24 protein-coding genes and 1 other annotated feature are annotated in these 25,684 nt (G+C 54.8%); of the genes, 18 read left to right on the forward strand and 6 right to left on the reverse strand.

What is annotated here, in order from left to right; all coding sequences use genetic code 11:
* The first annotated feature begins 23 nt into the window (after positions 1-23).
* Positions 24-1,247, forward strand: coding sequence for a phosphopentomutase (gene deoB / locus GJ746_RS03780; RefSeq protein ID WP_154678995.1), 1,224 nt, complete (start codon positions 24-26; stop codon positions 1,245-1,247).
* A gap of 93 nt (positions 1,248-1,340) precedes the next feature.
* Entirely contained in the window at positions 1,341-2,063 is a 723-nt protein-coding gene (gene deoD, locus GJ746_RS03785; RefSeq protein WP_100777730.1) for a purine-nucleoside phosphorylase, read from the forward strand.
* Between the two features lie 85 nt (positions 2,064-2,148).
* On the opposite strand, the gene lplA is transcribed toward deoD, so the two are convergent.
* Together lplA and GJ746_RS03795 are read right to left on the reverse strand one after the other, a co-directional pair.
* A complete protein-coding gene (gene lplA, locus GJ746_RS03790) occupies positions 2,149-3,165 on the reverse strand; it encodes a lipoate--protein ligase LplA (RefSeq protein ID WP_154682635.1) in 1,017 nt (338 codons plus the stop codon).
* A 10-nt stretch (positions 3,166-3,175) separates the two neighbouring features.
* Positions 3,176-3,817 carry a YtjB family periplasmic protein gene (locus tag GJ746_RS03795; RefSeq protein WP_154678996.1) on the reverse strand — a complete coding sequence of 214 codons (642 nt, stop codon included), beginning with the start codon at positions 3,815-3,817 and terminating at the stop codon, positions 3,176-3,178.
* A gap of 104 nt (positions 3,818-3,921) precedes the next feature.
* On the opposite strand from GJ746_RS03795, the gene serB reads away from it, so the two are divergent.
* The 3 genes from serB to nadR all read left to right on the forward strand — a co-directional run bounded on the left by serB (position 3,922) and on the right by nadR (position 7,682).
* Positions 3,922-4,893 carry a phosphoserine phosphatase gene (gene serB, locus GJ746_RS03800; RefSeq protein ID WP_154678997.1) on the forward strand — a complete coding sequence of 324 codons (972 nt, stop codon included), beginning with the start codon at positions 3,922-3,924 and terminating at the stop codon, positions 4,891-4,893.
* Positions 4,894-4,902: 9 nt separating this feature from the next.
* On the forward strand, positions 4,903-6,285 hold the full coding sequence (gene radA, locus GJ746_RS03805; protein WP_004110386.1) for a DNA repair protein RadA: 1,383 nt from the start codon (positions 4,903-4,905) through the stop codon (positions 6,283-6,285).
* A gap of 149 nt (positions 6,286-6,434) precedes the next feature.
* On the forward strand, positions 6,435-7,682 hold the full coding sequence (nadR, locus tag GJ746_RS03810) for a multifunctional transcriptional regulator/nicotinamide-nucleotide adenylyltransferase/ribosylnicotinamide kinase NadR (RefSeq protein WP_154678998.1): 1,248 nt from the start codon (positions 6,435-6,437) through the stop codon (positions 7,680-7,682).
* 172 nt (positions 7,683-7,854) lie between these two features.
* On the opposite strand, the gene ettA is transcribed toward nadR, so the two are convergent.
* Positions 7,855-9,522, reverse strand: coding sequence for an energy-dependent translational throttle protein EttA (gene ettA / locus GJ746_RS03815; RefSeq protein ID WP_139539357.1), 1,668 nt, complete (start codon positions 9,520-9,522; stop codon positions 7,855-7,857).
* A gap of 274 nt (positions 9,523-9,796) precedes the next feature.
* On the opposite strand from ettA, the gene sltY reads away from it, so the two are divergent.
* Complete coding sequence (sltY, locus tag GJ746_RS03820) at positions 9,797-11,734, forward strand: murein transglycosylase (RefSeq protein WP_154678999.1); 1,938 nt, start codon at positions 9,797-9,799, stop codon at positions 11,732-11,734.
* Positions 11,735-11,851: 117 nt separating this feature from the next.
* Complete coding sequence (gene trpR / locus GJ746_RS03825; protein ID WP_154679000.1) at positions 11,852-12,184, forward strand: trp operon repressor; 333 nt, start codon at positions 11,852-11,854, stop codon at positions 12,182-12,184.
* On the opposite strand, the gene yjjX is transcribed toward trpR, so the two are convergent.
* Positions 12,165-12,686, reverse strand: coding sequence for an inosine/xanthosine triphosphatase (gene yjjX, locus GJ746_RS03830; protein WP_154679001.1), 522 nt, complete (start codon positions 12,684-12,686; stop codon positions 12,165-12,167). The two genes, trpR and yjjX, sit on opposite strands and share 20 nt — an antisense overlap.
* A 114-nt stretch (positions 12,687-12,800) precedes the next feature.
* Here yjjX and gpmB point away from each other — a divergent pair, with 114 nt between their 5' ends.
* Positions 12,801-13,448 (forward strand): 2,3-diphosphoglycerate-dependent phosphoglycerate mutase GpmB, encoded by a 648-nt coding sequence (gene gpmB / locus GJ746_RS03835; protein WP_154679002.1) that lies wholly within the window; start codon positions 12,801-12,803, stop codon positions 13,446-13,448.
* Here gpmB and robA read toward each other — a convergent pair.
* Complete coding sequence (gene robA / locus GJ746_RS03840; protein WP_154679003.1) at positions 13,445-14,314, reverse strand: MDR efflux pump AcrAB transcriptional activator RobA; 870 nt, start codon at positions 14,312-14,314, stop codon at positions 13,445-13,447. The two genes, gpmB and robA, sit on opposite strands and share 4 nt — an antisense overlap.
* A gap of 210 nt (positions 14,315-14,524) precedes the next feature.
* Between robA and creA the strand changes: the two genes are divergently transcribed.
* Genes creA through creD form a run of 4 tightly spaced genes read left to right on the forward strand, consistent with a single transcriptional unit; the run spans position 14,525 to position 18,540 of the window.
* Positions 14,525-14,998 (forward strand): protein CreA, encoded by a 474-nt coding sequence (gene creA, locus GJ746_RS03845; protein ID WP_154679004.1) that lies wholly within the window; start codon positions 14,525-14,527, stop codon positions 14,996-14,998.
* A 12-nt stretch (positions 14,999-15,010) separates the two neighbouring features.
* Complete coding sequence (gene creB / locus GJ746_RS03850; RefSeq protein WP_154679005.1) at positions 15,011-15,700, forward strand: two-component system response regulator CreB; 690 nt, start codon at positions 15,011-15,013, stop codon at positions 15,698-15,700.
* Entirely contained in the window at positions 15,700-17,124 is a 1,425-nt protein-coding gene (gene creC, locus GJ746_RS03855) for a two-component system sensor histidine kinase CreC (RefSeq protein WP_154679006.1), read from the forward strand. The genes creB and creC overlap by 1 nt, the downstream gene beginning before the upstream one ends.
* Positions 17,125-17,181: 57 nt before the next feature.
* Positions 17,182-18,540: a cell envelope integrity protein CreD gene (gene creD / locus GJ746_RS03860; protein ID WP_195908794.1), complete on the forward strand. Its 1,359-nt coding sequence runs from the start codon at positions 17,182-17,184 to the stop codon at positions 18,538-18,540.
* Between the two features lie 53 nt (positions 18,541-18,593).
* Here creD and arcA read toward each other — a convergent pair whose 3' ends face one another.
* Entirely contained in the window at positions 18,594-19,310 is a 717-nt protein-coding gene (arcA, locus tag GJ746_RS03865) for a two-component system response regulator ArcA (protein WP_004132265.1), read from the reverse strand.
* A 95-nt stretch (positions 19,311-19,405) separates the two neighbouring features.
* Here arcA and yjjY point away from each other — a divergent pair, with 95 nt between their 5' ends.
* The 6 genes from yjjY (at position 19,406) to thrC (ending at position 25,673) form a co-directional block, all read left to right on the forward strand.
* On the forward strand, positions 19,406-19,546 hold the full coding sequence (gene yjjY / locus GJ746_RS03870) for a protein YjjY (protein ID WP_001622273.1): 141 nt from the start codon (positions 19,406-19,408) through the stop codon (positions 19,544-19,546).
* 397 nt (positions 19,547-19,943) lie between these two features.
* Positions 19,944-20,630: a tRNA/rRNA methyltransferase gene (locus GJ746_RS03875; protein WP_154679007.1), complete on the forward strand. Its 687-nt coding sequence runs from the start codon at positions 19,944-19,946 to the stop codon at positions 20,628-20,630.
* A gap of 212 nt (positions 20,631-20,842) precedes the next feature.
* Positions 20,843-20,914 (forward strand): thr operon leader peptide, encoded by a 72-nt coding sequence (gene thrL, locus GJ746_RS03880; protein WP_154682637.1) that lies wholly within the window; start codon positions 20,843-20,845, stop codon positions 20,912-20,914.
* Positions 20,850-20,970, forward strand: a sequence feature (Thr leader region). Its footprint overlaps the gene before it by 65 nt.
* A 25-nt stretch (positions 20,971-20,995) precedes the next feature.
* Positions 20,996-23,458, forward strand: a complete 2,463-nt coding sequence (thrA, locus tag GJ746_RS03885; RefSeq protein WP_154679008.1) for a bifunctional aspartate kinase/homoserine dehydrogenase I — start codon at positions 20,996-20,998, stop codon at positions 23,456-23,458.
* A gap of 1 nt (position 23,459) precedes the next feature.
* Complete coding sequence (gene thrB / locus GJ746_RS03890; RefSeq protein ID WP_154679009.1) at positions 23,460-24,389, forward strand: homoserine kinase; 930 nt, start codon at positions 23,460-23,462, stop codon at positions 24,387-24,389.
* Positions 24,390-24,392: 3 nt separating this feature from the next.
* Positions 24,393-25,673 (forward strand): threonine synthase, encoded by a 1,281-nt coding sequence (gene thrC / locus GJ746_RS03895; RefSeq protein WP_154679010.1) that lies wholly within the window; start codon positions 24,393-24,395, stop codon positions 25,671-25,673.
* The last annotated feature ends 11 nt before the right edge of the window (positions 25,674-25,684 follow it).

Below are 25,684 nucleotides of genomic sequence, written 5' to 3' on the forward strand. Positions count from 1 at the left end.
GCGCAAAAGGTACGGAGAATAATATGAAACGTGCATTTATTATGGTGCTGGACTCATTCGGCATCGGTGCGACTGAAGACGCTGACCGCTTTGGCGACGTCGGTTCAGACACTATGGGCCATATTGCGGAAGCCTGTGCTAAAGGCGAGGCTGACAATGGCCGCAAAGGGCCGCTGAATTTGCCTAATCTGACCCGTCTGGGGCTGGTTAAAGCCCATGAAGGTTCTACCGGTAAAGTTGCCGCCGGGATGGATGGTAACGCGGAAGTTATCGGCGCTTACGCATGGGCGCATGAACTCTCTTCCGGTAAAGACACCCCGTCGGGACACTGGGAAATCGCCGGCGTGCCGGTTCTGTTTGACTGGGGCTATTTCCCTGAGCATGAAAACAGCTTCCCGCAGGAGCTGCTGGATAAACTGGTTGAGCGCGCTAATCTGCCGGGCTACCTCGGCAACTGCCACTCTTCCGGTACCGTTATCCTCGACCAGCTCGGTGAAGAGCATATGAAAACCGGTAAGCCGATTTTCTACACCTCTGCTGACTCGGTGTTCCAGATTGCGTGCCACGAAGAGACTTTTGGTCTTGATAAGCTGTACGAGCTGTGTGAAATCGCGCGTGAAGAGCTGACCGAAGGCGGCTACAACATCGGCCGCGTTATCGCGCGTCCGTTTATCGGCGATAAAGCCGGTAACTTCCAGCGTACCGGTAACCGTCATGACCTGGCCGTTGAGCCTCCGGCACCCACGGTGCTGCAGAAGCTGGTTGACGAGAAAAATGGCCAGGTCGTTTCGGTGGGTAAAATCGCCGATATCTACGCCAACTGCGGGATCACTAAAAAAGTGAAGGCGACCGGTCTGGATGCGCTGTTTGACGCCACCATTAAAGAGATGAAAGAAGCTGGTGATGAGACCATCGTCTTTACCAACTTCGTGGACTTCGACTCTTCATGGGGCCACCGTCGCGACGTCGCAGGCTATGCCGCAGGTCTGGAGCTGTTTGACCGCCGTCTGCCGGAGCTGATGGAACTGGTAGGGGAAGATGACATTCTGATCCTCACCGCTGACCACGGCTGCGACCCGACCTGGACCGGTACCGACCATACTCGTGAGCATATTCCGGTACTGGTTTATGGTCCGAAAGTGAAGCCGGGTTCGCTGGGTCACCGCGAAACCTTCGCCGATATCGGTCAGACCCTGGCAACGTACTTCGGTACCTCTCCGATGGCCTACGGCAAAAACATGCTGTGATTATTTGCCCGGTGAGTCACCTCACCGGGCCTTTTTTGTAGGCCTGATCAGGCGTAGCCGCCATCAGGCAACAACATTAAGAAGGATTTAACGATGGCTACTCCACACATTAATGCAGAAATGGGCGATTTCGCTGACGTTGTGCTGATGCCTGGCGATCCGCTGCGCGCGAAGCACATTGCAGAAACTTTCCTTGAAGACGTGCGTGAAGTGAACAACGTGCGCGGTATGCTGGGCTTCACCGGTACCTATAAGGGCCGCAAAATCTCCGTTATGGGCCACGGCATGGGTATCCCGTCCTGCTCCATCTACACTAAAGAGCTGATCACCGACTTCGGCGTCAAAAAAATCATTCGCGTTGGCTCCTGCGGCGCGGTGCGTATGGACGTTAAGCTGCGCGACGTGGTTATCGGTATGGGCGCATGCACCGACTCTAAAGTTAACCGTATGCGTTTCAAAGACCACGACTTTGCGGCGATTGCCGACTTTGGCATGGTGCGTAACGCGGTTGACGCGGCAAAAGCGCTGGGCGTTGACGCTCGCGTAGGCAACATCTTCTCTGCTGACCTGTTCTATGCGCCGGACGGCGGTGAGATGTTCGACGTAATGGAAAAATACGGCATTCTGGGCGTGGAAATGGAAGCGGCCGGTATCTACGGCGTTGCGGCGGAGTTTGGTGCGAAAGCGCTGACCATCTGCACCGTCTCTGACCATATCCGTACCCACGAGCAGACCACGGCTGCTGAACGTCAGACGACCTTCAACGATATGATCAAAATCGCGCTGGAGTCCGTTCTGCTGGGCGATAAAGAGTAAGCGCTTTAGCCCCGGTTTACCGGGGGGATAAAACAGCGTAAAAACTCCAGGCCGGATAAGGCGTTGCCGCCATCCGGCTTTTTTATTAGCGTACCGCGCCGGCAATCCACGCCGACAGCTCCCGCAGCTCTTTTTCTTGCTCCGGGAAATCCACTAATAACGCATCGCATTCCTGCTGCAGCATATCAGCGCGGTACAGGCAGCCCTGCAGCCTGGCGGCCAGCGCCTCCAGCGGAGCCGGGTTGAGGCTGTCGGTAAAGACCTGAGCGCGCGTGATATGGCCCTTCTCAACGTCGAAATGGAGCTCTACGCCGCCCCAGGTAAAACGCTCATCCAGCAGATGGCTAAACGCGGGAGCCTGGCCAAAGTTCCACTCCCAGCTGCTCTGGCGGGCAAAGGTCGCGGCAAAATTCGGCAGGTCCGGTATTCTCTCCGGAGAGATCACTTCGGCCGCAACGCGTTCACCGTAATGGGCGAAGAACGCCTCCTGAATCGCCTCGCAGACCTGCTGATGGGTAATACCCGGCAGCAGGTCGACCAGATTCGCCACCCGCCCGCGCACGGAGGTAATCCCTTTTGCCTGCAGCTTTTTCTTATCGGGATTGAGGTAGTTGGCCAGACGGCTTAAATCGGCGTTCAGCAGCAGCGTACCGTGGTGAAAGCCGCGATCCATCGTTTCGCGATAGGCGGAGCCGGAGACTTTGCGATCGCCTTCGGCGGTTTTTACCACCAGATCGTTACGGCCCGAGGCCTCCGCCGTGACGCCTAATGAATTCAGCGCCGTCAGGACGATATTGGTGGAGACGGTTTTATCGTATTCCGGTTTACCGGCCATAAAGGTAAAGCAGGTATTGCCCAGATCGTGGAATACCGCGCCGCCGCCGCTGCTGCGCCGCGCCAGACGAACGTTATCCTCTTCCATACGTCGGGTATTACACTCTTTCCAGGGATTTTGCGCGCGGCCAATCACCACCGTATCGGCATTGCGCCACAGAAACAGTACCCGCTGCGTCGCGGGCATCTGGCGAAAAATAGACTCCTCAACCGCCAGGTTGAACCACGGATCGTAAGAGTCGGAGAGCAGCAGGCGCAGCGTGGACATAGCGATTTCCTTATTCTGATTCATCTTTATCTTCATCCTTTACAGGCTTATTGGCGGTAAGCAGGAAAGGCGATTGCTGCCAGTGGGTACGTTTACCCTGCAGCAGAGTGCGCGTCAGGACCACCCCGATGGCCAGCGATAGCAGCAGCATCAGGCGCAATATGTTGGTGGTATTATCCACCTGCTTAGCTTCGGTAGCTAAGGTATGAGTATCCAGCGTCAGGCGCAGATAGCCGAGCGGGCCGTTTTTACCCTGAATAGGCTCGACGATTTGCTGATTGAAGTAGCCGCCCGCTTTTTTTCCGTCCAGCGCCAGCCGATCGCGTACTTCGACGCTTTCGCCTGAGCGCGCTACCAGATCGCCCTGTTCGTCGTACACGCCAGCGTCGAGGATCCGGCTTTTGTGGGTAAGCTGTTCCAGCAGCTGGCTAATCCGCTTTTCATCAGGCGTCTCGCTGCGCAGCAGCGGCGCCAGGTTGAGCGTGACCTGCTGGGCAAGCGTGCGGGCCAGTTCTTCCAGCTGCGGATTGCGCTGCTTCTGGCTGTTCTGGCTGAACCACGAGGCGCCCTGCATCAGGGCGACGAGGAGCGCGAGACAGATCAGAACTATCACCGCGCGGTGCAGCCGGAATTTAAGTTTTGCGCGTACCATATTCCACCTTTGAAAATTTGCAGCTTAATGTTGCCAGAAGCGCTGGTTACAAGGTAGCCTCATGCGTTATTTTCCTCGCCTGAATGAAGTGATGTGGAGCCGTGATGCCAAACAGTTTGACCTGGTGCGACCTGCCTGAAGATGTTTCCCTGTGGCCTGGATTGCCGCTTTCCCTGAGCGGTGATGAGGTCATGCCGTTGGATTATCATGCCGGACGCAGCGGCTGGCTGCTGTATGGTCGCGGTCTTAACAAGCGTCGTCTGACCGAGTGGCAGCGCGAACTGGGCGCAGCTCTGGTGATTGTTGCCTCCTGGGCTGTTGACGACTATCAGGTGATTCGACTGGCTGGCTCTTTAACGCTGCGAGCGACCCGTCTGGCCCATGAGGCCGGGTTTGACGTCGCGCCGCTGGGTAAAATCCCCCATTTGCGTACGCCGGGCCTGCTGGTCATGGATATGGACTCGACGGCGATCCAGATTGAGTGCATTGATGAAATCGCCAAACTGGCCGGTACCGGCGAGCTGGTCTCGGAAGTGACCGAGCGCGCGATGCGCGGCGAGCTTGATTTCACCGCCAGCCTGCGTCAGCGGGTGGCAACACTAAAAGATGCCGATGCAAATATTTTGCTGCAGGTACGCGAAACGCTGCCGCTGATGCCGGGCCTGACCCAGCTGGTGCTGAAGCTGGAAACGCTTGGCTGGAAAGTGGCGATCGCCTCCGGCGGCTTTACCTTCTTTGCCGAGTATCTGCGCGACAAGCTGCATCTGGACGCGGTGTTTGCCAACGAACTGGAGATTATGGACGGTAAGCTGACTGGCAACGTTATCGGCGATATCGTCGATGCGAAATACAAAGCCAATGTGCTGCGCAAACTGGCGGAAAAGTATGAAATCCCGCCGGCGCAAACCGTCGCCATTGGCGATGGCGCGAACGATCTGCCGATGATCAAAGCGGCAGGGCTCGGCATCGCCTACCATGCTAAGCCGAAAGTCAATGAACTGGCGGAAGTAACAATCCGTCATGCTGACCTGATGGGAGTATTCTGTATTCTCTCCGGCAGCATGAATCAAAAGTAAGAGGTTAACGTGGCGAAAGCTCCAAAACGCGCATTTGTCTGTAATGAATGCGGTGCGGATTATCCGCGCTGGCAGGGGCAGTGCAGCGCCTGTCATGCCTGGAATACCATCACCGAGATGCGCATAGCCGCTTCGCCGCAGGTGGCAAGAAACGAGCGTCTGTCAGGCTACGCCGGGAATGCCGGCGTATCGAAAGTACAAAAGCTCTCGGATATCAGCCTGGAAGCGCTGCCGCGCTTTTCTACCGGATTTAAAGAGTTTGACCGCGTGCTCGGCGGCGGCGTGGTGCCGGGGAGCGCGATCCTGATCGGCGGTAACCCCGGAGCCGGTAAGTCGACGCTGCTGCTGCAGACCCTGTGTAAGCTGTCTGAAGGCATGAAGACGCTGTACGTCACCGGAGAAGAGTCGCTTCAGCAGGTGGCGATGCGCGCCCACCGTTTAGGGCTGCCGACGGCCAACCTCAATATGCTGTCAGAAACCAGTATTGAGCAGATTTGCCAGATTGCTGACGAAGAAAAGCCGCAGCTGATGGTTATCGACTCTATTCAGGTCATGCATATGGCCGACGTGCAGTCGTCGCCTGGCAGCGTGGCCCAGGTGCGCGAAACGGCGGCTTATTTAACGCGCTTTGCCAAGACCCGAGGCGTGGCTATCGTCATGGTCGGCCACGTCACCAAAGACGGCTCGCTGGCCGGGCCAAAGGTGCTGGAGCACTGTATCGACTGCTCCGTTCTGCTCGACGGCGATGCCGATTCGCGTTTCCGTACTTTGCGCAGCCATAAAAACCGCTTCGGCGCCGTTAATGAGCTGGGCGTATTCGCCATGACCGAGCAGGGTCTGCGCGAAGTCAGCAACCCGTCCGCCATCTTCCTCAGCCGTGGCGATGAAGTCACTTCCGGCAGCTCGGTGATGGTGGTCTGGGAAGGTACTCGCCCGCTGCTGGTGGAGATCCAGGCGCTGGTCGATCATTCGATGATGTCCAACCCGCGCCGCGTGGCGGTAGGGCTGGAGCAAAACCGTCTGGCGATTCTGCTGGCGGTGCTACACCGTCACGGTGGCCTGCAGATGGCTGACCAGGACGTGTTCGTTAACGTTGTTGGCGGGGTGAAGGTCACCGAGACCAGCGCCGACCTGGCGCTGCTGCTGGCAATGGTTTCCAGCCTGCGCGACCGTCCGCTGCCGCAGGATCTGGTGGTTTTTGGCGAGGTGGGGCTGGCCGGCGAAATCCGTCCGGTGCCGAGCGGCCAGGAGCGTATATCTGAAGCGGCTAAGCATGGCTTTCGTCGCGCTATCGTTCCGGCGGCTAATGTGCCGAAAAAAGTGCCGGAAGGAATGCAGATCTTTGGCGTGAAGAAGCTTGCGGACGCACTAAGCGTCTTTGACGACTTATAATTAAATATCCGTCGCTTTCCGGCGGCAGGTCTGCTGGTGTCGTTCGCTGACCCGAATTACTTAGTTCACTAAGCCCATCGGGAAGCCGCCCTCCTGCTACCGGAAATCCGCAGGATATTTTTTCAGTATTGCTAAAGCAGGAGGCTCTTGTGTCATCATTCGACTATATCAAAACCGCAATTAAGCAGAAGGGCTGCACGCTACAGCAGGTAGCTGACGCCAGCGGGATGACAAAAGGCTATTTGAGCCAGCTGCTTAACGCCAAAATTAAAAGCCCCAGCGCGCAGAAGCTGGAAGCTCTGCACCGCTTCCTGGGGCTGGCGTTTCCGCGCCAGCAAAAAACCGTGGGAGTGGTTTTTGGTAAGTTTTACCCGCTGCATACCGGGCATATTTACTTGATTCAGCGCGCCTGTAGCCAGGTCGATGAGCTGCATATCATCATGGGCTATGACGATCCCCGCGATCGCGAACTGTTTGAACAGAGCGCTATGTCGCAGCAGCCGACCGTTCCCGACCGTCTGCGCTGGCTGCTGCAAACTTTTAAATATCAGAAGAATATCCGCATCCACTCCTTCAATGAAGAGGGGATGGAACCCTATCCTCACGGCTGGGACGTCTGGAGTCGCGGGATCCGCGCCTTTATGAGCGAGAAGGGGATTGAACCTAACTGGATCTACACCTCAGAAGAGAGCGATGCGCCGCAGTATCTCGAGCATCTGGGGATTGAAACCGTACTTATCGACCCTAAACGCACCTTTATGAACATCAGCGGCGGGCAGATTCGTGAAAATCCGTTCCGCTATTGGGAATATATTCCTACCGAAGTAAAGCCGTTTTTCGTGCGCACGGTGGCAATCCTCGGCGGCGAGTCGAGCGGTAAGTCGACGCTGGTGAATAAACTATCCAATATCTTTAATACCACCAGCGCCTGGGAATATGGCCGTGACTATGTTTTTTCGCATCTCGGTGGCGATGAAATTGCTCTGCAATATTCTGACTACGACAAGATAGCGCTTGGGCACGCGCAGTACATTGATTTCGCCGTGAAGTACGCCAATAAGGTCGCGTTTATTGATACCGATTTTGTCAGCACGCAGGCCTTTTGCCTGAAGTATGAAGGGAGGGAACATCCTTTTGTTCAGGCGCTGATCGATGAGTATCGCTTCGACCTGGTGATTCTGCTGGAGAACAATACTCCATGGGTGGCCGACGGTCTGCGTAGTCTCGGCAGCTCGGTGGATCGCAAAGAGTTCCAGTCGCTGCTGGTTTCGCTACTTAACGAAAACGAGATCGACTTTGTGCATGTGCAAGAAGCCGATTATGAGGCTCGTTTCCTGCGCTGCGTTGAGCTGGTGAAAGAAATGATGGGCGAGCAGGGTGGGTCTTCTGTGCCCTGATGCCGCACGAATCCGTAGCCCGGCTAAGTGCAGGGCGAGCCGGGGAAACGGCTGAAGCGGTATGTGGTTGGTTTCCCGGCTGGCGGCGTGAACGCCTTAGCCAGGCTACAAAACTCTCCTGGCGGGAGAGGGGCAGACACTAAAAAGGGCAACTTGCGTTGCCCTTGTGCTTTTATTTCGAAATGCGCTTGTACTTGATACGCTTTGGCTCCAGCGCATCAGCGCCGAGAGTGCGTTTCTTGTACTCTTCGTATTCGGTAAAGTTACCTTCGAAGAACTCCACTTTTCCTTCATCCTGGTAATCCAGAATGTGGGTCGCGATACGGTCAAGGAACCAGCGGTCGTGCGAGATAACCATCGCGCAGCCCGGGAACTCCAGCAGGGCGTTTTCCAGCGCGCGCAGGGTTTCGATATCCAGGTCGTTGGTCGGTTCATCGAGCAGCAGGACGTTACCGCCAACCTGCAGCAGCTTCGCCAGATGCAGACGACCGCGTTCACCGCCGGACAGCTCGCCTACGCGCTTGCCCTGGTCAACGCCTTTAAAGTTAAAGCGGCCAACGTAGGCGCGGCTCGGCATCTCGGTATTGCCGATCTTCATGATATCCAGCCCGCCGGAAACTTCTTCCCACACGGTTTTGCTGTTATCCATCGCGTCGCGGAACTGATCGACGGAGGCCAGCTTAACGGTTTCGCCCAGGGTAATAGAACCCGCGTCAGGCTGTTCCTGGCCGGACATCATGCGGAACAGGGTCGATTTACCCGCGCCGTTAGGACCAATGATACCGACGATAGCGCCTTTCGGTACCGAGAAGCTCAGGTCGTCAATCAGCAGACGGTCGCCGTAGGATTTACGCAGATTGCTGACTTCGACCACTTTATCCCCCAGACGCGCTCCCGGCGGAATAAACAGTTCGTTAGTCTCGTTGCGTTTCTGGTATTCGACGTTGTTAAGTTCTTCAAAGCGCGCCAGACGGGCTTTACCCTTGGACTGACGGCCTTTCGCACCCTGACGAACCCACTCCAGCTCTTTCTCGATCGACTTACGACGAGCCGCTTCCTGAGAAGCTTCCTGCGCCAGACGCTGATCTTTCTGCTCCAGCCAGGAGGAGTAGTTGCCTTCCCACGGAATACCTTCGCCGCGGTCAAGCTCAAGGATCCATCCGGCTACGTTATCAAGGAAGTAACGGTCGTGGGTGATCGCCACCACGGTGCCTTCGAAGTCGTGCAGGAAGCGTTCCAGCCATGCCACGGACTCGGCGTCCAGGTGGTTGGTCGGTTCGTCGAGCAGCAGCATGTCTGGTTTTTCCAGCAGCAGGCGGCATAGCGCGACGCGGCGACGTTCACCACCGGAGAGATTGGCGATTTTCGCGTCCCAGTCCGGCAGGCGCAGGGCATCAGCCGCGCGCTCAAGCTGCACGTTCAGGTTGTGGCCATCGTGCGCCTGAATGATTTCTTCAAACTTGCCCTGCTGAGCGGCGAGCTTGTCAAAATCGGCATCCGGCTCAGCGTATTTGGCATACACTTCATCCAGACCTTTCAGCGCGTTAACGACTTCGGCCACTGCCTCTTCAACCGACTCACGTACGGTCTGCTCAGGATTGAGCTGCGGTTCCTGCGGCAGATAGCCGATTTTCAGGCCCGGCTGCGGACGAGCTTCGCCTTCGATATCGGTATCGATGCCGGCCATGATGCGTAGAAGGGTAGACTTACCGGCGCCGTTCAGACCGAGAACACCGATTTTTGCGCCAGGGAAGAAGCTCAGGGAGATATTTTTCAGAATATGACGTTTCGGCGGGACCACTTTGCCGACACGATGCATGGTATAAACGAATTGAGCCACGTTGGACTTCGCCTCTTTTATATACTCTTTATCCCTCAGGCTAGCTTGATGCAGCCAGAATGATTTTGAGTAGGGTAGTGAATAGTTTTCAAAGGCGAAGTGTAGCCTTTTTCGCGCCTTAATCCCAGCGAGGCGATGGGATTAACAAAAGAGTAAAAAAATGTCCGCGACATGGCGCGAATCGCGTTGTCTGATTAGCATATCTACGTAATAACTAAAATTTTTGCGGGCGGCATGATGCTGCCGTGATGCACTTGATAGAGAGGAAGAGCTTGTGGAAAAAGCCAAAACTGTGACGTGGCGTCTTCTGGCTGCCGGCGTGAGTCTGCTGACGTTAAGCCAACTGGCGCATGCGGATTCACTGGATGAACAGCGCAGCCGCTATGCTCAAATTAAACAAGCCTGGGATAGCCGACAAATGGATGTCGTCAATCAGCTGATGCCCACGCTAACGACCTATCCGCTCTATCCTTATCTTCAGTACCGGCAGATAAGCGACGACCTGATGAACCAGCCATCGCTGGTGGTGACTAATTTTATCGCCGCCAACCCTACGCTGCCTCCTGCGCGTTCGCTGAAGTCACGGTTCGTCAACGAACTGGCGCGTCGTGATGACTGGCGCGGTCTGCTGGCGTTTAGCCCGGATAAACCGACCAGTACGGAAGCGCAGTGTAATTACTACTATGCAAAATGGAATGTTGGCCAGACTCAGGAGGCCTGGGAAGGAGCGAAAGAGCTGTGGCTGAGTGGCAAAAGCCAGCCAAACGCCTGCGATCGCCTGTTTAGCGCCTGGCGCGCCTCCGGACAGCAGGATCCTCTGGCCTATCTCGAGCGGATCCGTCTGGCGATGAAAGCGGGGAATACCAGCCTGGTGCGGGTTCTCGCCCAGCAGATGCCGTCTGATTATCAAACCATTGCCACGGCGGTAATCGCGCTGGCTAACGATCCCAATAGCGTGATGTCTTTCGCCCGTACAACCGGCGCGACGGATTTCACTCGCCAGATGGCGGCGGTCGCTTTTGCCAGCGTTGCGCGCCAGGATGTAGAAAACGCGCGCCTGATGATCCCCTCGTTAGTGCAGGCGCAGCAGCTAAATGAAGATCAGACCCAGGAGCTGCGGGACATCGTCGCCTGGCGCCTGATGGGCAGCGACGTTACCGAAGAGCAGGCTATCTGGCGCGATGATGCCATTATGCGTTCGCAATCCACCCCACTGGTCGAGCGTCGGGTACGTATGGCGCTTGGGCTTGGAGATCGTCGAGGCCTGAATACCTGGCTGGCGCGTTTGCCGATGGAAGCAAAAGAGAAGGATGAATGGCGCTACTGGCAGGCCGATTTGCTGCTGGAGCGCGGGCGTGATGATGAAGCGAAAGATATTCTGCGCTCGCTGATGCAGCAGCGCGGTTTCTACCCGATGGTCGCAGCCCAGCGCCTGGGCGAGGAGTACACTTTCCGCATTGATAAAGCGCCCGCTAATCTCGATCCGGCGCTGACCTCCGGACCAGAAATGGCGCGGGTCCGCGAACTGATGTACTGGAATATGGATAATACCGCCCGCAGCGAGTGGGCTAACCTGGTGACCAGCAAGACTAAAGCTCAGCAGGCGCAGCTGGCGCGTTACGCGTTTAATCAGAACTGGTGGGATCTTAGCGTTCAGGCCACCATCGCCGGGAAGCTGTGGGATCAGCTGGAAGAGCGCTTCCCGCTGGCCTATAACGACCTCTTTACCCGCTACATCAGCGGGAAAGATATTCCGCAAAGCTATGCGATGGCTATTGCACGCCAAGAGAGCGCCTGGAACCCGAAAGCCGGTTCGCCGGTAGGCGCCCGCGGCCTGATGCAAATTATGCCGGGTACCGCCACGCATACGGTGAGCATGTTCAGTATCCCCGGCTATAGCGGCCCGTCGCAGCTGCTGGACCCGGAAATGAACATCAATATTGGTACCAGCTATCTGCAATATGTTTACCAGCAGTTCGGCAATAATCGTATCTTCGCTTCAGCGGCCTACAACGCCGGTCCCGGACGAGTGCGTACCTGGCGGGGTAACAGCGGCGGCCGTATTGACGCGGTGGCGTTCGTCGAGAGCATTCCGTTCTCTGAAACGCGCGGCTACGTGAAAAACGTTTTATCCTATGATGCCTACTATCGCTATTTTATGGGCCAGAAAGATACGCTGCTCAGCGATGCGGAGTGGAAGCTGCGCTACTGATACGTTAGTCATTGGGCAGCATGGCGTTTCGCCAGGCTGCCCGAAATGCATAGAGTCCGCACAGAAGTATGTTATGCTTTGTACTCGTTAGTGAGTACATTCGACAGGTGGCGTAACATGACCCAACAATCCCCCTATTCAGCGGCGGTAGCCGAACAGCGTCATCAGGAGTGGCTGCGTTTTGTCGCGCTCTTGCAGCAGGCGTACGCCGACGATTTACATCTGCCGCTTTTACAACTGATGCTAACGCCCGATGAGCGCGAGGCGTTGGGTACGCGGGTGCGTATTATTGAAGAGCTGCTGCGCGGTGAGATGAGCCAGCGCGAGCTGAAAAATGAACTCGGCGCCGGAATTGCTACGATTACGCGCGGCTCGAATAGCCTGAAGTCAGCGCCGCCGGAGCTGCGTTTATGGCTGGAGCAGGCGTTATTTAACGCTGGCGATAAATAGCGTTGTGAAACGGGCTTAGCGCCAGCACAACCGCCTGATGGTAAACGCTGCTGCGCGTGAGTTTTCCGCCGGTGAATACGCCGATGGCGCCCTCTTTGCGGCCAATTTCATCGATGCCGGTATGCTGAGACATCACCGGTCCCAGCGCTTCGCCAGCCTGGACTTTTTCCAGAATAACCGGCGGTAGCGGCAGGGTCGCCGAGCGCGCTTCGCCGCGCAGGCTACCGTCGTCAATCACTACCCAGCTAAAAGTGCTGCCTTCGTCAATACCGGCCTCAATAGCGACCCAGAAGTCCGCATTTGGCTGCGCGAGGCGTGCGTTTGCGACGCGATTTCGTGCGCCAGCGCGCGTTTCGTCGCTGCCGAAAGGCTGTTCTGGTACGCCGCTCTCGACGGCGACGGACTCAATGTGGCAGGATCCTTCGCCGAAGATCTCGTTAAAAGCCTGCAGAATTGCCTGAATTTTAGCGGGATTAGTGGTAGCTGAGACAACATGGTGCATAATCAAAACAACTCAGAATTACTAAACATCATCGCAGTATACTCCAAATCATTGTGGTTGCAGGCTGCTATGCTTGTAACCGGATGGTTAAGAGCTCAGAACGGATAATAAAGCATGTTACAGGTATACCTTGTTCGCCACGGTGAAACGCAGTGGAACGCCGAGCGACGTATTCAGGGCCAGTCCGATAGCCCGCTTACCGCTCACGGTGAGCGCCAGGCCTGGCAGGTTGGCGAGCGCGCGAGAACGTTGGGGATTACGCATATTATCTCCAGCGATTTAGGCCGCACGCGCCGTACCGCGGAAATCATCGCTGAAGCCTGCGGGTGCAGCGTTCAGACCGATTCACGCTTGCGTGAGCTGGATATGGGCGTGCTGGAGAAGCGCCATATCGATTCGCTGAGCGAAGAAGAAGAGGGCTGGCGTCGGCAGCTGGTTAACGGCACGCCCGATGGGCGCATCCCGCAGGGGGAGTCAATGCAGGAGCTGAGCGAGCGGATGCACGCGGCGCTGACGTCCTGTCTTGAGCTGCCCGCAGGGAGCCGACCGCTGCTGGTAAGCCACGGGATGGCGCTGGGATGTCTGGTGAGCACGATTCTTGGTTTGCCAGCCTGGGCGGAGCGCCGCTTGCGTCTGCGCAACTGTTCCATTTCCCGCGTTGATTATCAGCAAAGCCCGTGGCTGGCATCAGGTTGGGTCGTAGAAACCGCGGGGGATGTGTCGCATCTTGATGCCCCCGCGATGGATGAACTACAGCGTTAACGACGAATCGGGATCAGGTACTCACAGCGTAGCTGAATTGGCGGTTCCTGATTCCGGCTTTCATCTTCCGGAAAGAAACGCTCAATATCCAGACCCTTACGGCGGGTGAGGTTGAGCATCGGCATGCAGGTGCCGTAAACCGTCAGGATAAATTCCTGTAAACCCGTACCTAAACCTTCGTAGGTAAACATCACGTACTCGCCGCCTTCCAGAATAACTGGATGGGAGTTGTGCAGGTGACCGTTAGCCAGCTCAGGCGTCAGCGCAGTGGTGTAGAACACTTCTTGCTCATCGTCTTTATCCTGGCTTGGACGCGGCTCATGCAGCCCGTACAGCGTCGGAGGAAGCGATGGCGTATTGGCGAGGAAGTCACGCCAGAACTGCATACGCATCTGAGTACGGAAATCGGAGATCTCCTCCAGCTTACAGCTGTAGCTCTGGGTTACGCCGACCAGCTGAGTGGTCTCCAGGGTGACAAATTCATACTGCGGCATGGTGAACTCGCCCAGACGCAGCGGAGGGCGCATACCGTAAGAGCTCCAGTCGGGAGAGCGTCGGTAAAGGGCCGGCGTCAGCGAGAACTGCTTTTTAAATGCGCGAGTAAAAGTCTGCTGAGAGTCAAAGCGATACTGCAGCGCAATATCGAGAATTGGACGTGCGGTCAGGCGAAGGGCGACTGCCGACTTAGACAAGCGACGGGCGCGAATATAAGCACCAATAGCATGGCCGGTCACGTCCTTAAACATTCTTTGCAGATGCCACTTGGAATAGCCAGCCTTCGCGGCCACATTATCCAGTGAGAGTGGTTGATCCAGGTGACCTTCCAGCCAGCTAAGGAGATCGCGAATAATCCCTGCTTGATCCATAAAATATCCCCATCCTTAAACTCAGGTGCCTGATACTAAAGGTAGCGGATAATAGCATTTTTTGATGTTTTAGCATTCAGTGTTTTTTTTGCCTTTAAATGCGATTATATCCGGAGATATCAGTGGAAATTTTGTAAATCGGTGATCTATAAAACTTTTCTTCTTAATAAGTGATAATCACTCAGCTAAATTTTTAATAATGGTAACAATATGAAATACAAGAAGTTAGTGGCAGGAGTACTGTTAATGGCCGGCTGTCAGATGGCCCAGGCGGAACAAATCGGCTCGGTGGATACCGTGTTCAAGTTTCTTGGGCCGGATCATAAAATCGTCGTAGAGGCTTTTGACGATCCGGATGTCCAGAACGTCACCTGCTACATCAGTCGGGCGAAAACCGGGGGAATTAAAGGCGGCCTGGGTCTGGCGGAAGACACCTCCGATGCCGCTATTTCCTGCCAGCAGGTGGGGCCTATTGAGCTGTCGGACAAAATTAAAAAGGGTAAAGCTCAGGGCGATGTAGTATTCCAGAAGCGTACCTCTCTGGTATTTAAAAAGCTGCAGGTCGTGCGTTTCTATGATGCAAAACGTAATGCTCTGGTCTATCTCACCTATTCGGATAAAATCGTCGATGGTTCGCCGAAAAATGCGATTAGCGCCGTGCCGATTATGCCATGGAATAAATAACAGGGAACGCCGATGCAACAACCGCGGATCTGGTTGGTGGAAGATGAGTTGAGCATTGCGGACACGCTCGTCTATATGCTGCAACAGGAAGGATTTATCGTTACGGCGTTTGAGCGTGGGCTTCCCGCGCTGGACGCCGCCCATCATCAGGTCCCCGACCTGGCGATTCTCGACGTCGGGTTGCCGGATATCAGCGGTTTTGAGCTATGTCGTCGGCTGCTGGCGCGCTATCCGGCACTGCCGGTGCTGTTCCTGACGGCCCGCAGCGAAGAGGTGGACAAGCTGCTGGGCCTGGAAATCGGCGCTGATGATTATATTGCCAAGCCATTTTCTCCCCGGGAAGTCTGCGCCAGGGTTCGTACCGTTCTGCGACGGCTGCAGAAATTTGCCGCTCCTTCAACGCTGCTGCGCGTGGGGGAGTTTACGTTGAATGATGCTGCGGCTCAGGTAACGTGGTGCGGCCAGCCCCTGAATCTGACCCGCTATGAGTTTTTATTATTAAAAACGCTCATTCACTCACCCGGCCGCATTTTTTCCCGTCAGCAGCTTATGGAGCAGGTATGGGGCGACGCGAACGAGAGTTACGATCGCACCGTCGATACTCATATCAAAACCCTGCGCGCCAAGCTGCGAGAGGTGAATCCTGACATCTCTCCCATCAATACGCATCGCGGAATGGGATACAGCCTCGGAGGCTTCTGATGCGCATCGGTATGCGGCTGCTGCTGGGCTACTTTTTGATTGTGGCAATAGCCGCCTGGTTTGTGCTTTCTATCTTCGTTCAGGAGATCAAACCCGGCGTGCGGCGCGCGACGGAAGGTACGCTGATTGATACCGCCACCCTGCTTGCCGAACTGGCCCGCGAGGATTTGCTTTCCGTCGACCCGCAGCATGGACGCCTGGCCCAGGCCTTTCAAACGCTGCATCATCAGCCGATCAACGCCAACATTGCCGGAATTAATAAAGTGCGCAATGAATATCACGTCTACATGACCGATGCGCAGGGCAGGGTGGTGTTTGATTCTTCCGGCAAAGCGCTGGGCAAGGACTACTCGCGCTGGAATGATGTCTGGCTTACTCTGCGCGGGCAATACGGGGCGCGCAGTACGCGTAGCGATCCGAACGACGATAATAGCTCGGTTATGTATATAGCCGCGCCGGTGACCGACAACGGTCGGATTATTGGCGTGTTAAGCGTTGGAAAACCCAATCTGGCCATGGCGCCGGTAATCAAGCGCAGCGAGCGGCGTATCCTGTGGGCTGGCGGGGCGCTGCTGGGAATCGCGCTCTTGATCGGCGCTGGAATGGTGTGGTGGATTAATTTCTCTATCGGCAAGCTGGTTCGCTACGCCGACTCCGTGACCGCAGACCGCCCGGTCCCGTTGCCGAGTGTTGGCAGCAGCGAACTGAGCAAGCTGGCGTTAGCGCTGGAGAGCATGCGTCTCAAGCTCGAAGGTAAAAATGCGATTGAAAACTATGTTTATGCGCTGACCCATGAACTAAAAAGTCCGCTGGCGGCGGTTCGCGGCGCGGCAGAAATTCTTCAGGAATCTCCTCCGCCTGAGGTTGCTGCGCGTTTTACCCGGAATATTCTGGCGCAGAACGCGCGGATGCAGTCAGTGGTGGAAAATTTACTTCAGCAGGCCCGCCTGGAGAATCGGCTGGAGATCGCCTGGCATCCGGTTTCTGTCGCTGAACTTTTTCACCGTCTGGCCGAAGAGCGTGAGATAGCTCTGGCGGCAAAAGCTCTCACTCTGCGTTATCAAGAAACGTCTCTGAAGGTGGAGGGCGATCGTGAACTTCTGGCGCAGGCGCTGGGTAATCTTCTGGATAATGCTATCGATTTCACTCCTTCAGGAGGAGAGATCCAGCTTGCAGCGGAAGAACACAATGGTGGCGTGCTGTTAACCGTCAGCGATACGGGAAGCGGGATTCCCGATTATGCTCTGGGGCGTATTTTCGAGCGTTTCTATTCTCTGCCGCGTGAAAATGGCCATAAAAGCAGCGGTCTCGGGCTGGCTTTTGTACGTGAAGTTGCGCGCCTGCATCAGGGGGATATCCAGCTGATTAATCGTTCAGCAGGGGGTGCCAGCGCTTTGCTGATACTTCACGCTCACTTCACATAGCTTCAAACTCTCCCCACATAGCCTCTCTAAGGTGAACGCATCACTAAGGAGAGGGCTATGTTGAAATCACCACTATTCTGGAAAATGTTCACCCTGCTGGGATGCATTTTATTGTTGTCTATCCCGCTGATGATTGTTCGCCAGCTGATCGTTGAACGCGCTGATTATCGCAGCGATGTTGTTGATGCGCTGGAGAGCAGCACCAGCGGATCGCAGAAATTGACCGGACCGCTGATTGCGATTCCGGTGACCGAGGTATTGACCCGCATTGAGGATAAAAAAGAGGTGACATATGAACGTCACTGGTTGCATTACTGGTTACCTGAATCGCTGGTGGTAACCGGAAAACAGAACGTTGAATCCAGAAAAATAGGCATTTATGAAGGCCAAATCTGGCACAACGATCTTGAGATTAAGGCGCAATTTGATGTTTCCCGTCTGGCTGATCTCAAAAAAAATAATATTACGTTAGGTAAGCCGGTTATGGTGGTCGGCGTTAGCGATGCACGAGGGATTGGTACTATTATTGCACCTAAAATTGCCGGTGAGTCACTGCCAGTGGAGCCCGGGATCGGTATCAGCGGCAGCGGAGAGGGAATTCATATGCCAATGCCGTTGTTAACGCCTCAACAAAAGACGCTGGATGTTGAATTCACACTCAACCTGAACGGAACCGGGAGCTTCTCAGTTGTGCCGCTCGGACGCAATAGTGAATTACAGCTGGTAAGCAACTGGGCGCATCCTGGTTTTCTGGGGGATTTTCTTCCGGTTAAGCGTGAAGTTTCCCCATCAGGTTATAGTGCCCACTGGCAGAGTAGCTGGTTTGCGAACAATATGGCCCGGTTTTTTATGGACGCTCGCGAAATTGAGTGGCGTCAGCTGCCTGCTTTCAACGTTAACGTCACGACTCCTGCCGATCAGTATCAGTTGACCGATCGTGCGACAAAGTATGCCATTCTATTGATCTCTCTTACGTTTATGGCATTTTTCGTTTTCGAAAGTCTGACTCAATGCCGTTTACACCCGATGCAGTATCTGCTGGTTGGTTTATCGCTGGTGATGTTCTATCTGATATTACTGGCCCTGTCCGAGCATATTGGCTTTACGCCATCCTGGATTGTTGCCAGCCTGATAGGAGCGCTGATCAACGGCGTTTATCTGCACGCGGTGCTGAAGGGATGGCGTAACAGTTTCCTTTTTGTCTGCGCATTGCTGCTGCTGGATGGCGTTATGTGGATGCTATTACGTTCGGAAGATAGCGCGCTGCTCCTGGGAACCGGAGTGCTGCTGTTGGCGCTCAGCGCGCTGATGTTCCTGACGCGTCGCGTTGACTGGTACGCGATATCTCTCCCGAAGCCAAAAGAGAAGCAGCCCGATGGCGACGATGATGGCGATAAGCTGCGAATCTGGAAATAAAAAAACGGCGCGTATAGCGCCGTTTTTACGTTATGACTACAGGAAAAACGGGGTTATTCCTGCAGATCGCCACAGAAGCGGTACCCCTCGCCATGGATAGTGGCGATAATTTCCGGGGTATCCGGCGTGGACTCAAAATGCTTACGAATGCGACGAATGGTTACGTCCACGGTACGGTCGTGCGGCTTAAGCTCACGGCCGGTCATTTTCTTCAGCAATTCTGCACGTGACTGGATTTTGCCCGGGTTTTCGCAGAAGTGCAGCATGGCGCGAAATTCACTGCGCGGCAGCTTGTACTGCTCACCATTTGGGCTTACCAGCGAACGGCTATTGATATCCAGCTCCCAGCCGTTGAACTTATAGCTTTCTACGCTGCGGCGCTCTTCACTCGGGGTACCCAAATTCATGGTACGAGAGAGCAGGTTGCGTGCGCGAATCGTCAGTTCACGTGGGTTGAACGGTTTAGTGATATAGTCATCGGCGCCGATTTCGAGGCCGAGGATCTTATCCACTTCGTTATCGCGGCCGGTGAGGAACATTAGCGCGACGTCCGCCTGCTCACGCAGTTCGCGTGCCAGCAGGAGACCATTTTTACCTGGCAGGTTGATATCCATGATTACCAGGTTGATATCATTTTCAGACAGGATCTGATGCATTTCCGCGCCATCGGTCGCTTCGAATACATCATAACCTTCTGCTTCGAAAATACTTTTTAACGTGTTGCGTGTTACCAACTCGTCTTCAACGATAAGAATGTGCGGGGTCTGCATGTTTGCTACCTAAATTGCCAACTAAATCGAAACAGGAAGTACCAAAGTCCCTGACCTGCCTGATGCATGTCGCAAATTAACATGCCCGGCGTAACATGACTAAAGTACGTAATTGCGTTCTTGATGCACTTTCCATCAACGTCAACAACATCATTAGCTTGGTCGTGGGTACTTTCCCTCTGGACCCGACGGTGTCAAAAACGGTTGTCATCCTAACCATTTTAACAGCAACATAACAGGCTAAGTGAGGCATGACACCCAATAAAACTACGCTTCGTTGACATATATCAAGTTCAATTGTAGCACGTTAACAGTCATGTGAAATCATTGCATCTACACGGGATTCATCGTCACAATTCATACATCGCTCAATTAGTTGCACTGAGAAAATAATAAATTTGGTGAATCCAAAGCTTTAAAACGGACTCTAGCCTAAATCTCATTGCCAAACATACGGATAAAGCTGTTCTGTTAACATACTCTGTGTCATGGTGCCTTGGGAATAGTTTAGTTTTTTTTATGGGTGATAAAGCTCAAATTTAGTGATTTTTGTTGCAAATTTGTAAATTTACGACGCGTAAAATGATGGCGGCAGTTGTCATTTTCGCCGCCTGAAAAGTGAAGAGAAGCCGAATGCGTTTATCAATTGTATTAGTGTCACCTGCGCGGGCAGAAAACGTTGGTGCGGCAGCCAGGGCCATGAAAACCATGGGGTTTAGCGATATGCGTATCGTCGATAGCGATGCTCATTTGCAGCCTGCTGCGCGCTGGGTAGCGCACGGTTCTGGAGATATTCTCGATAATATTAAGACCTATGCCACGTTAGAACAGGCGCTGCACGACGTAGATTTTACCGTTGCCACAACCGCCCGCAGCCGGGCGCGTTTCCACTACTACGCAACGCCGCAGCAGCTTTTGCCGCTGCTGGAGGAAAAAGCGCAGTGGATGAATCATGCCGCGCTGGTGTTTGGCCGTGAGGATTCTGGTCTGACTAATGAAGAACTGGCTCTTGCCGATGTGCTGAGCGGCGTGCAAATGGTCGCTGACTATCCCTCCCTGAACCTGGGACAGTCGGTGATGGTGTACTGTTATCAGCTGTCAGCGCTGCTACAGCAAACTTCGGCAATATCCGCCGGGGTGGATGACAATCAGCTGCAGGCGTTACGCCAGCGAACCGTCGCTCTACTTAACCATCTTGGCGTTGGTGACGATAGCAAACTAACCGACTGGCTCCAGCAAAGAATTGGGTTATTACAGCAGCGGGACACTGCGATGCTGCATCGTTTACTGCACGATATTGAAAAAAACCTTCCAGATTAAAATCCTGGCATATTTTTATCAGATAGATTTATGTACTGAAAAATAGCGCTAAATTGCGAAGTTGGCGATGGATTGTCAGGTTGCTACGGCGTATTAGCCAGGTGCGTAAATACGGGCTAAAAGTAGAAATTCGTTGACTTAAGTCGACAGATACTTTAACCAATATAGGCACAGGACACAGACAGATAAAAATTACAGAGTACACAACATCCATGAATCGCATCGGCATGATCACCACGATTATCACCACCACCACTATTACCACAGGTAACGGTGCGGGCTGACGCGTACAGGAAACACAGAAAAAAGCCCGCACCTGAACAGTGCGGGCTTTTTTTTCGATAAAAAATCAAGGGGTCATAACCATGCGTGTGTTGAAGTTCGGCGGTACATCAGTGGCAAATGCAGAACGTTTTCTGCGAGTTGCCGATATTCTGGAGAGTAATGCCAGGCAGGGGCAGGTAGCGACCGTACTGTCTGCCCCAGCGAAGATCACTAACCACCTGGTTGCCATGATCGAAAAAACCATTGGCGGGCAGGATGCGCTGACTAATATCACCGACGCTGAACGCATTTTTGCCGAACTTCTGCAAGGCCTCGCCGATGCACAGCCGGGCTTTCCGCACGCTCAGCTGAAAGTTTTTGTTGAGCAGGAATTTGCCCAAATTAAACACGTCCTGCACGGCATTAGCCTGCTTGGACAGTGTCCGGATAGCGTTAACGCTTCGCTTATTTGCCGGGGAGAAAAACTCTCTATCGCCATCATGGCTGGATTACTGGAAGCGCGCGGTCATAACGTTACGGTCATTAATCCGGTGGAAAAGCTGCTCGCTGTAGGCCATTACCTTGAATCCACCGTGGATATCGCTGAATCGACTCGTCGCATCGCCGCCAGCCAGATCCCGGCCGATCATATGGTGCTGATGGCGGGCTTCACTGCCGGTAACGAAAAAGGTGAACTGGTGGTACTGGGCCGTAACGGTTCTGATTACTCCGCAGCGGTGCTGGCCGCCTGCCTGCGCGCCGACTGCTGTGAGATCTGGACCGACGTTGACGGTGTTTACACCTGCGATCCGCGTCAGGTGCCGGATGCCCGCCTGTTGAAGTCGATGTCCTATCAGGAAGCAATGGAGCTTTCCTACTTTGGCGCCAAAGTTTTACATCCGCGCACTATCGCCCCAATCGCCCAGTTCCAGATCCCCTGTTTAATTAAGAATACCGGTAATCCGCAGGCTCCGGGTACGCTTATCGGCGCCAGTCGCGATGAAGACGACCTGCCGGTTAAGGGGATCTCTAACCTTAATAATATGGCGATGTTCAACGTCTCCGGGCCGGGGATGAAGGGGATGGTTGGCATGGCGGCGCGCGTATTTGCCACCATGTCGCGCGCGGGAATTTCTGTAGTGCTGATCACCCAGTCCTCTTCCGAATATAGCATCAGCTTCTGCGTTCCGCAGAGCGACTGCGCGCGGGCGAAGCGGGTGATGGAAGATGAATTCTATCTGGAGCTGAAAGAGGGGCTGCTTGAGCCGCTGTCGATAATGGAACGTCTGGCGATAATTTCCGTCGTCGGCGATGGTATGCGGACTCTGCGCGGGATTTCCGCCAAGTTCTTCGCTGCGCTGGCGCGCGCCAATATTAACATTGTCGCTATTGCTCAGGGCTCTTCCGAGCGCTCTATCTCCGTTGTCGTTAGCAACGATGATGCAACCACTGGCGTTCGCGTGACTCACCAGATGCTGTTTAATACCGATCAGGTAATTGAAGTGTTCGTCATCGGCATCGGTGGCGTCGGTGGCGCACTGATTGAGCAGATCAAGCGCCAGCAGAGCTGGCTGAAGAGTAAACATATCGATCTGCGCGTCTGCGGCGTAGCTAACTCTCGCGCTTTGCTTACTAACGTACACGGTCTGAACCTCGAAAACTGGCGCGACGAGCTGGCTGAGGCCAAAGAGGCGTTTAATCTGGGAAGACTCATTCGTCTGGTGAAAGAGTACCATTTGCTGAACCCGGTGATTGTCGACTGTACTTCCAGTCAGGCGGTGGCCGATCAGTATGCTGATTTCCTGCGCGAAGGCTTCCACGTGGTGACGCCGAACAAAAAGGCTAACACCTCATCGCTGGATTACTATCATCAGCTGCGTCATGCCGCGAGCAGCTCACGGCGTAAGTTTTTATACGATACCAACGTTGGCGCAGGCTTGCCGGTTATCGAAAACCTGCAAAATCTGCTGAACGCGGGCGATGAACTGCTGCACTTCTCCGGAATTCTTTCCGGCTCGCTGTCCTTTATTTTCGGCAAGCTTGATGAGGGGATGAGCTTCTCCGACGCCACGAAGCTGGCGCGAGAGATGGGTTATACCGAACCGGATCCGCGCGACGATCTTTCTGGTGTTGATGTCGCCCGTAAACTGCTGATACTGGCTCGTGAAACCGGAAGTGAACTGGAGCTTTCTGACATCATCGTCGAACCGGTGCTGCCGGCGGGTTTTGATGCCAGCGGCGATGTCGACAGCTTCATGGCGCGCCTGCCTGCGCTGGATAATGAGTTCGCCTCGCGGGTCGCTAAAGCGCGCGATGAAGGTAAAGTGTTGCGTTATGTTGGTAACATCGATGAGGATGGCACCTGCCGCGTAAAAATTGCTGCGGTTGATGGAAACGATCCGCTGTTCAAAGTGAAAAATGGCGAGAATGCGCTGGCTTTCTACAGCCACTATTATCAGCCGCTGCCGCTGGTGCTGCGCGGTTATGGCGCAGGGAACGATGTGACGGCGGCCGGCGTTTTCGCCGACCTGCTGCGTACCCTGTCATGGAAGTTAGGAGTTTAAGATGGTCAAAGTATATGCCCCGGCTTCCAGTGCCAATATGAGCGTCGGGTTTGATGTGCTGGGCGCAGCGGTAACGCCGGTTGACGGCACATTGCTGGGGGACAACGTCTCCGTTGAAGCGGCGGAGAGCTTTAGTCTGCAAAACGTGGGGCGTTTCGCCAGCAAGCTGCCGACGGCTCCACAGGAAAATATCGTCTACCAATGCTGGGAGCGTTTTTGCCAGGAAATTGGCAAAAAAGTCCCGGTGGCGATGACGCTGGAAAAAAACATGCCGATTGGCTCAGGCCTCGGCTCCAGCGCCTGTTCCGTGGTCGCCGCGCTGGTGGCGATGAACGAGTTCTGCGGTAAGCCGCTCAATGAGGGCCGCATGCTGGCGCTGATGGGCGAGATGGAAGGGCGAATTTCCGGCAGTATCCATTACGATAACGTCGCTCCGTGCTATCTGGGCGGCATACAGCTGATGCTTGAGGAAAATGGCATCATTAGCCAGCAGATTCCGGCCTTCGACGAGTGGTTGTGGGTGCTGGCCTATCCGGGGATTAAAGTCTCAACAGCGGAAGCGCGGGCAATCCTCCCGGCGCAGTATCGTCGTCAGGATTGTATTGCCCACGGTCGCCATCTGGCGGGCTTCATTCATGCCTGCTATTCCCGTCAGCCTCAGCTGGCGGCGAAATTGATGAAAGATGTGATTGCCGAACCGTATCGTACCAAACTACTGCCGGGCTTCAGCGAAGCGCGTCAGGCAGCAATGGAAATTGGCGCGCAGGCGTGCGGCATTTCCGGTTCCGGTCCAACGCTGTTCGCACTATGCGATAAACCGGAAACCGCGCAGCGCGTCGCCGACTGGCTGGCTACGCACTATCTGCAAAATCAGGAAGGCTTCGTTCATATTTGCCGGCTGGACACGGCGGGCGCTCGAGTAGTGGGATAACCAATGAAACTCTATAACTTAAAAGATCATAACGAACAGGTCAGCTTTGCGCAGGCCGTCACGCAGGGGCTTGGCAAGCATCAGGGGCTGTTCTTTCCGCACGATCTGCCTGAATTCAGCCTGACTGAAATCGACGAAATGCTGCAGCAGGATTTTGTGTCGCGTAGCGCCAAAATCCTCTCCGCATTTATCGGCGACGAGATCCCGCAGGATAAACTGCAGGAGCGCATCGGCAACGCATTTACCTTCCCGGCTCCGGTTAGCAAAGTGCAGGACGATATCGGCTGCCTGGAGCTGTTCCATGGCCCGACGCTGGCGTTTAAAGATTTCGGCGGCCGCTTTATGGCGCAGATGCTGACCCATATTGCGGGCGACAAACCGGTGACGATTCTGACGGCGACCTCTGGCGATACCGGCGCGGCGGTTGCGCATGCGTTCTATGGCCTGCCTAACGTTAAAGTCGTCATTCTCTATCCGCGTGGGAAAATCAGCCCGCTGCAGGAAAAGCTTTTCTGTACCCTTGGCGGCAATATTGAAACCGTTGCTATCGACGGTGATTTTGATGCCTGCCAGGCGCTGGTTAAACAGGCCTTTGATGACCAGGAGCTGAAAACTGCTCTGGGTCTAAACTCCGCTAACTCAATCAATATTAGTCGTTTGCTGGCGCAGATTTGCTACTACTTTGAAGCCGTCGCGCAGCTGCCTCAGGAAGCCCGTAATCAGCTGGTGGTATCTGTACCAAGCGGTAACTTTGGCGATCTGACGGCTGGTCTGCTGGCGAAATCTCTGGGTCTGCCAATCAAACGCTTTATCGCGGCGACTAACGCCAATGATACCGTGCCGCGGTTCCTGCAGGACGGCAACTGGTCTCCGAAAGCGACTCAGGCCACGCTGTCCAACGCCATGGACGTCAGCCAGCCGAACAACTGGCCGCGCGTGGAAGAGCTGTTCCGTCGTAAAATCTGGCGTCTGAGCGAGCTCGGCTATGCGGCGGTGGATGATGAAACCACCAAAGAGACCATGCGTGAGCTGAAAGCCATTGGCTATACCTCAGAGCCGCATGCGGCGATTGCTTATCGCGCGCTGCGCGACCAGCTACAGCCGGGTGAGTACGGTTTGTTCCTTGGTACGGCGCATCCGGCGAAATTTAAAGAGAGCGTGGAAGATATACTGCAGGAGACGCTGCCGCTGCCGAAAGAGCTGGCCGATCGCGCAGATCTGCCGCTGCTGTCGCATAACCTGCCGGCGGATTTTGCCGCGCTGCGTAAGCTGATGATGGGTTAAGTTTTGCTCAT

Source organism: Klebsiella oxytoca, assembly GCF_009707385.1.
GTDB classification, from domain to species: Bacteria; Pseudomonadota; Gammaproteobacteria; order Enterobacterales; family Enterobacteriaceae; genus Klebsiella; species Klebsiella oxytoca_C.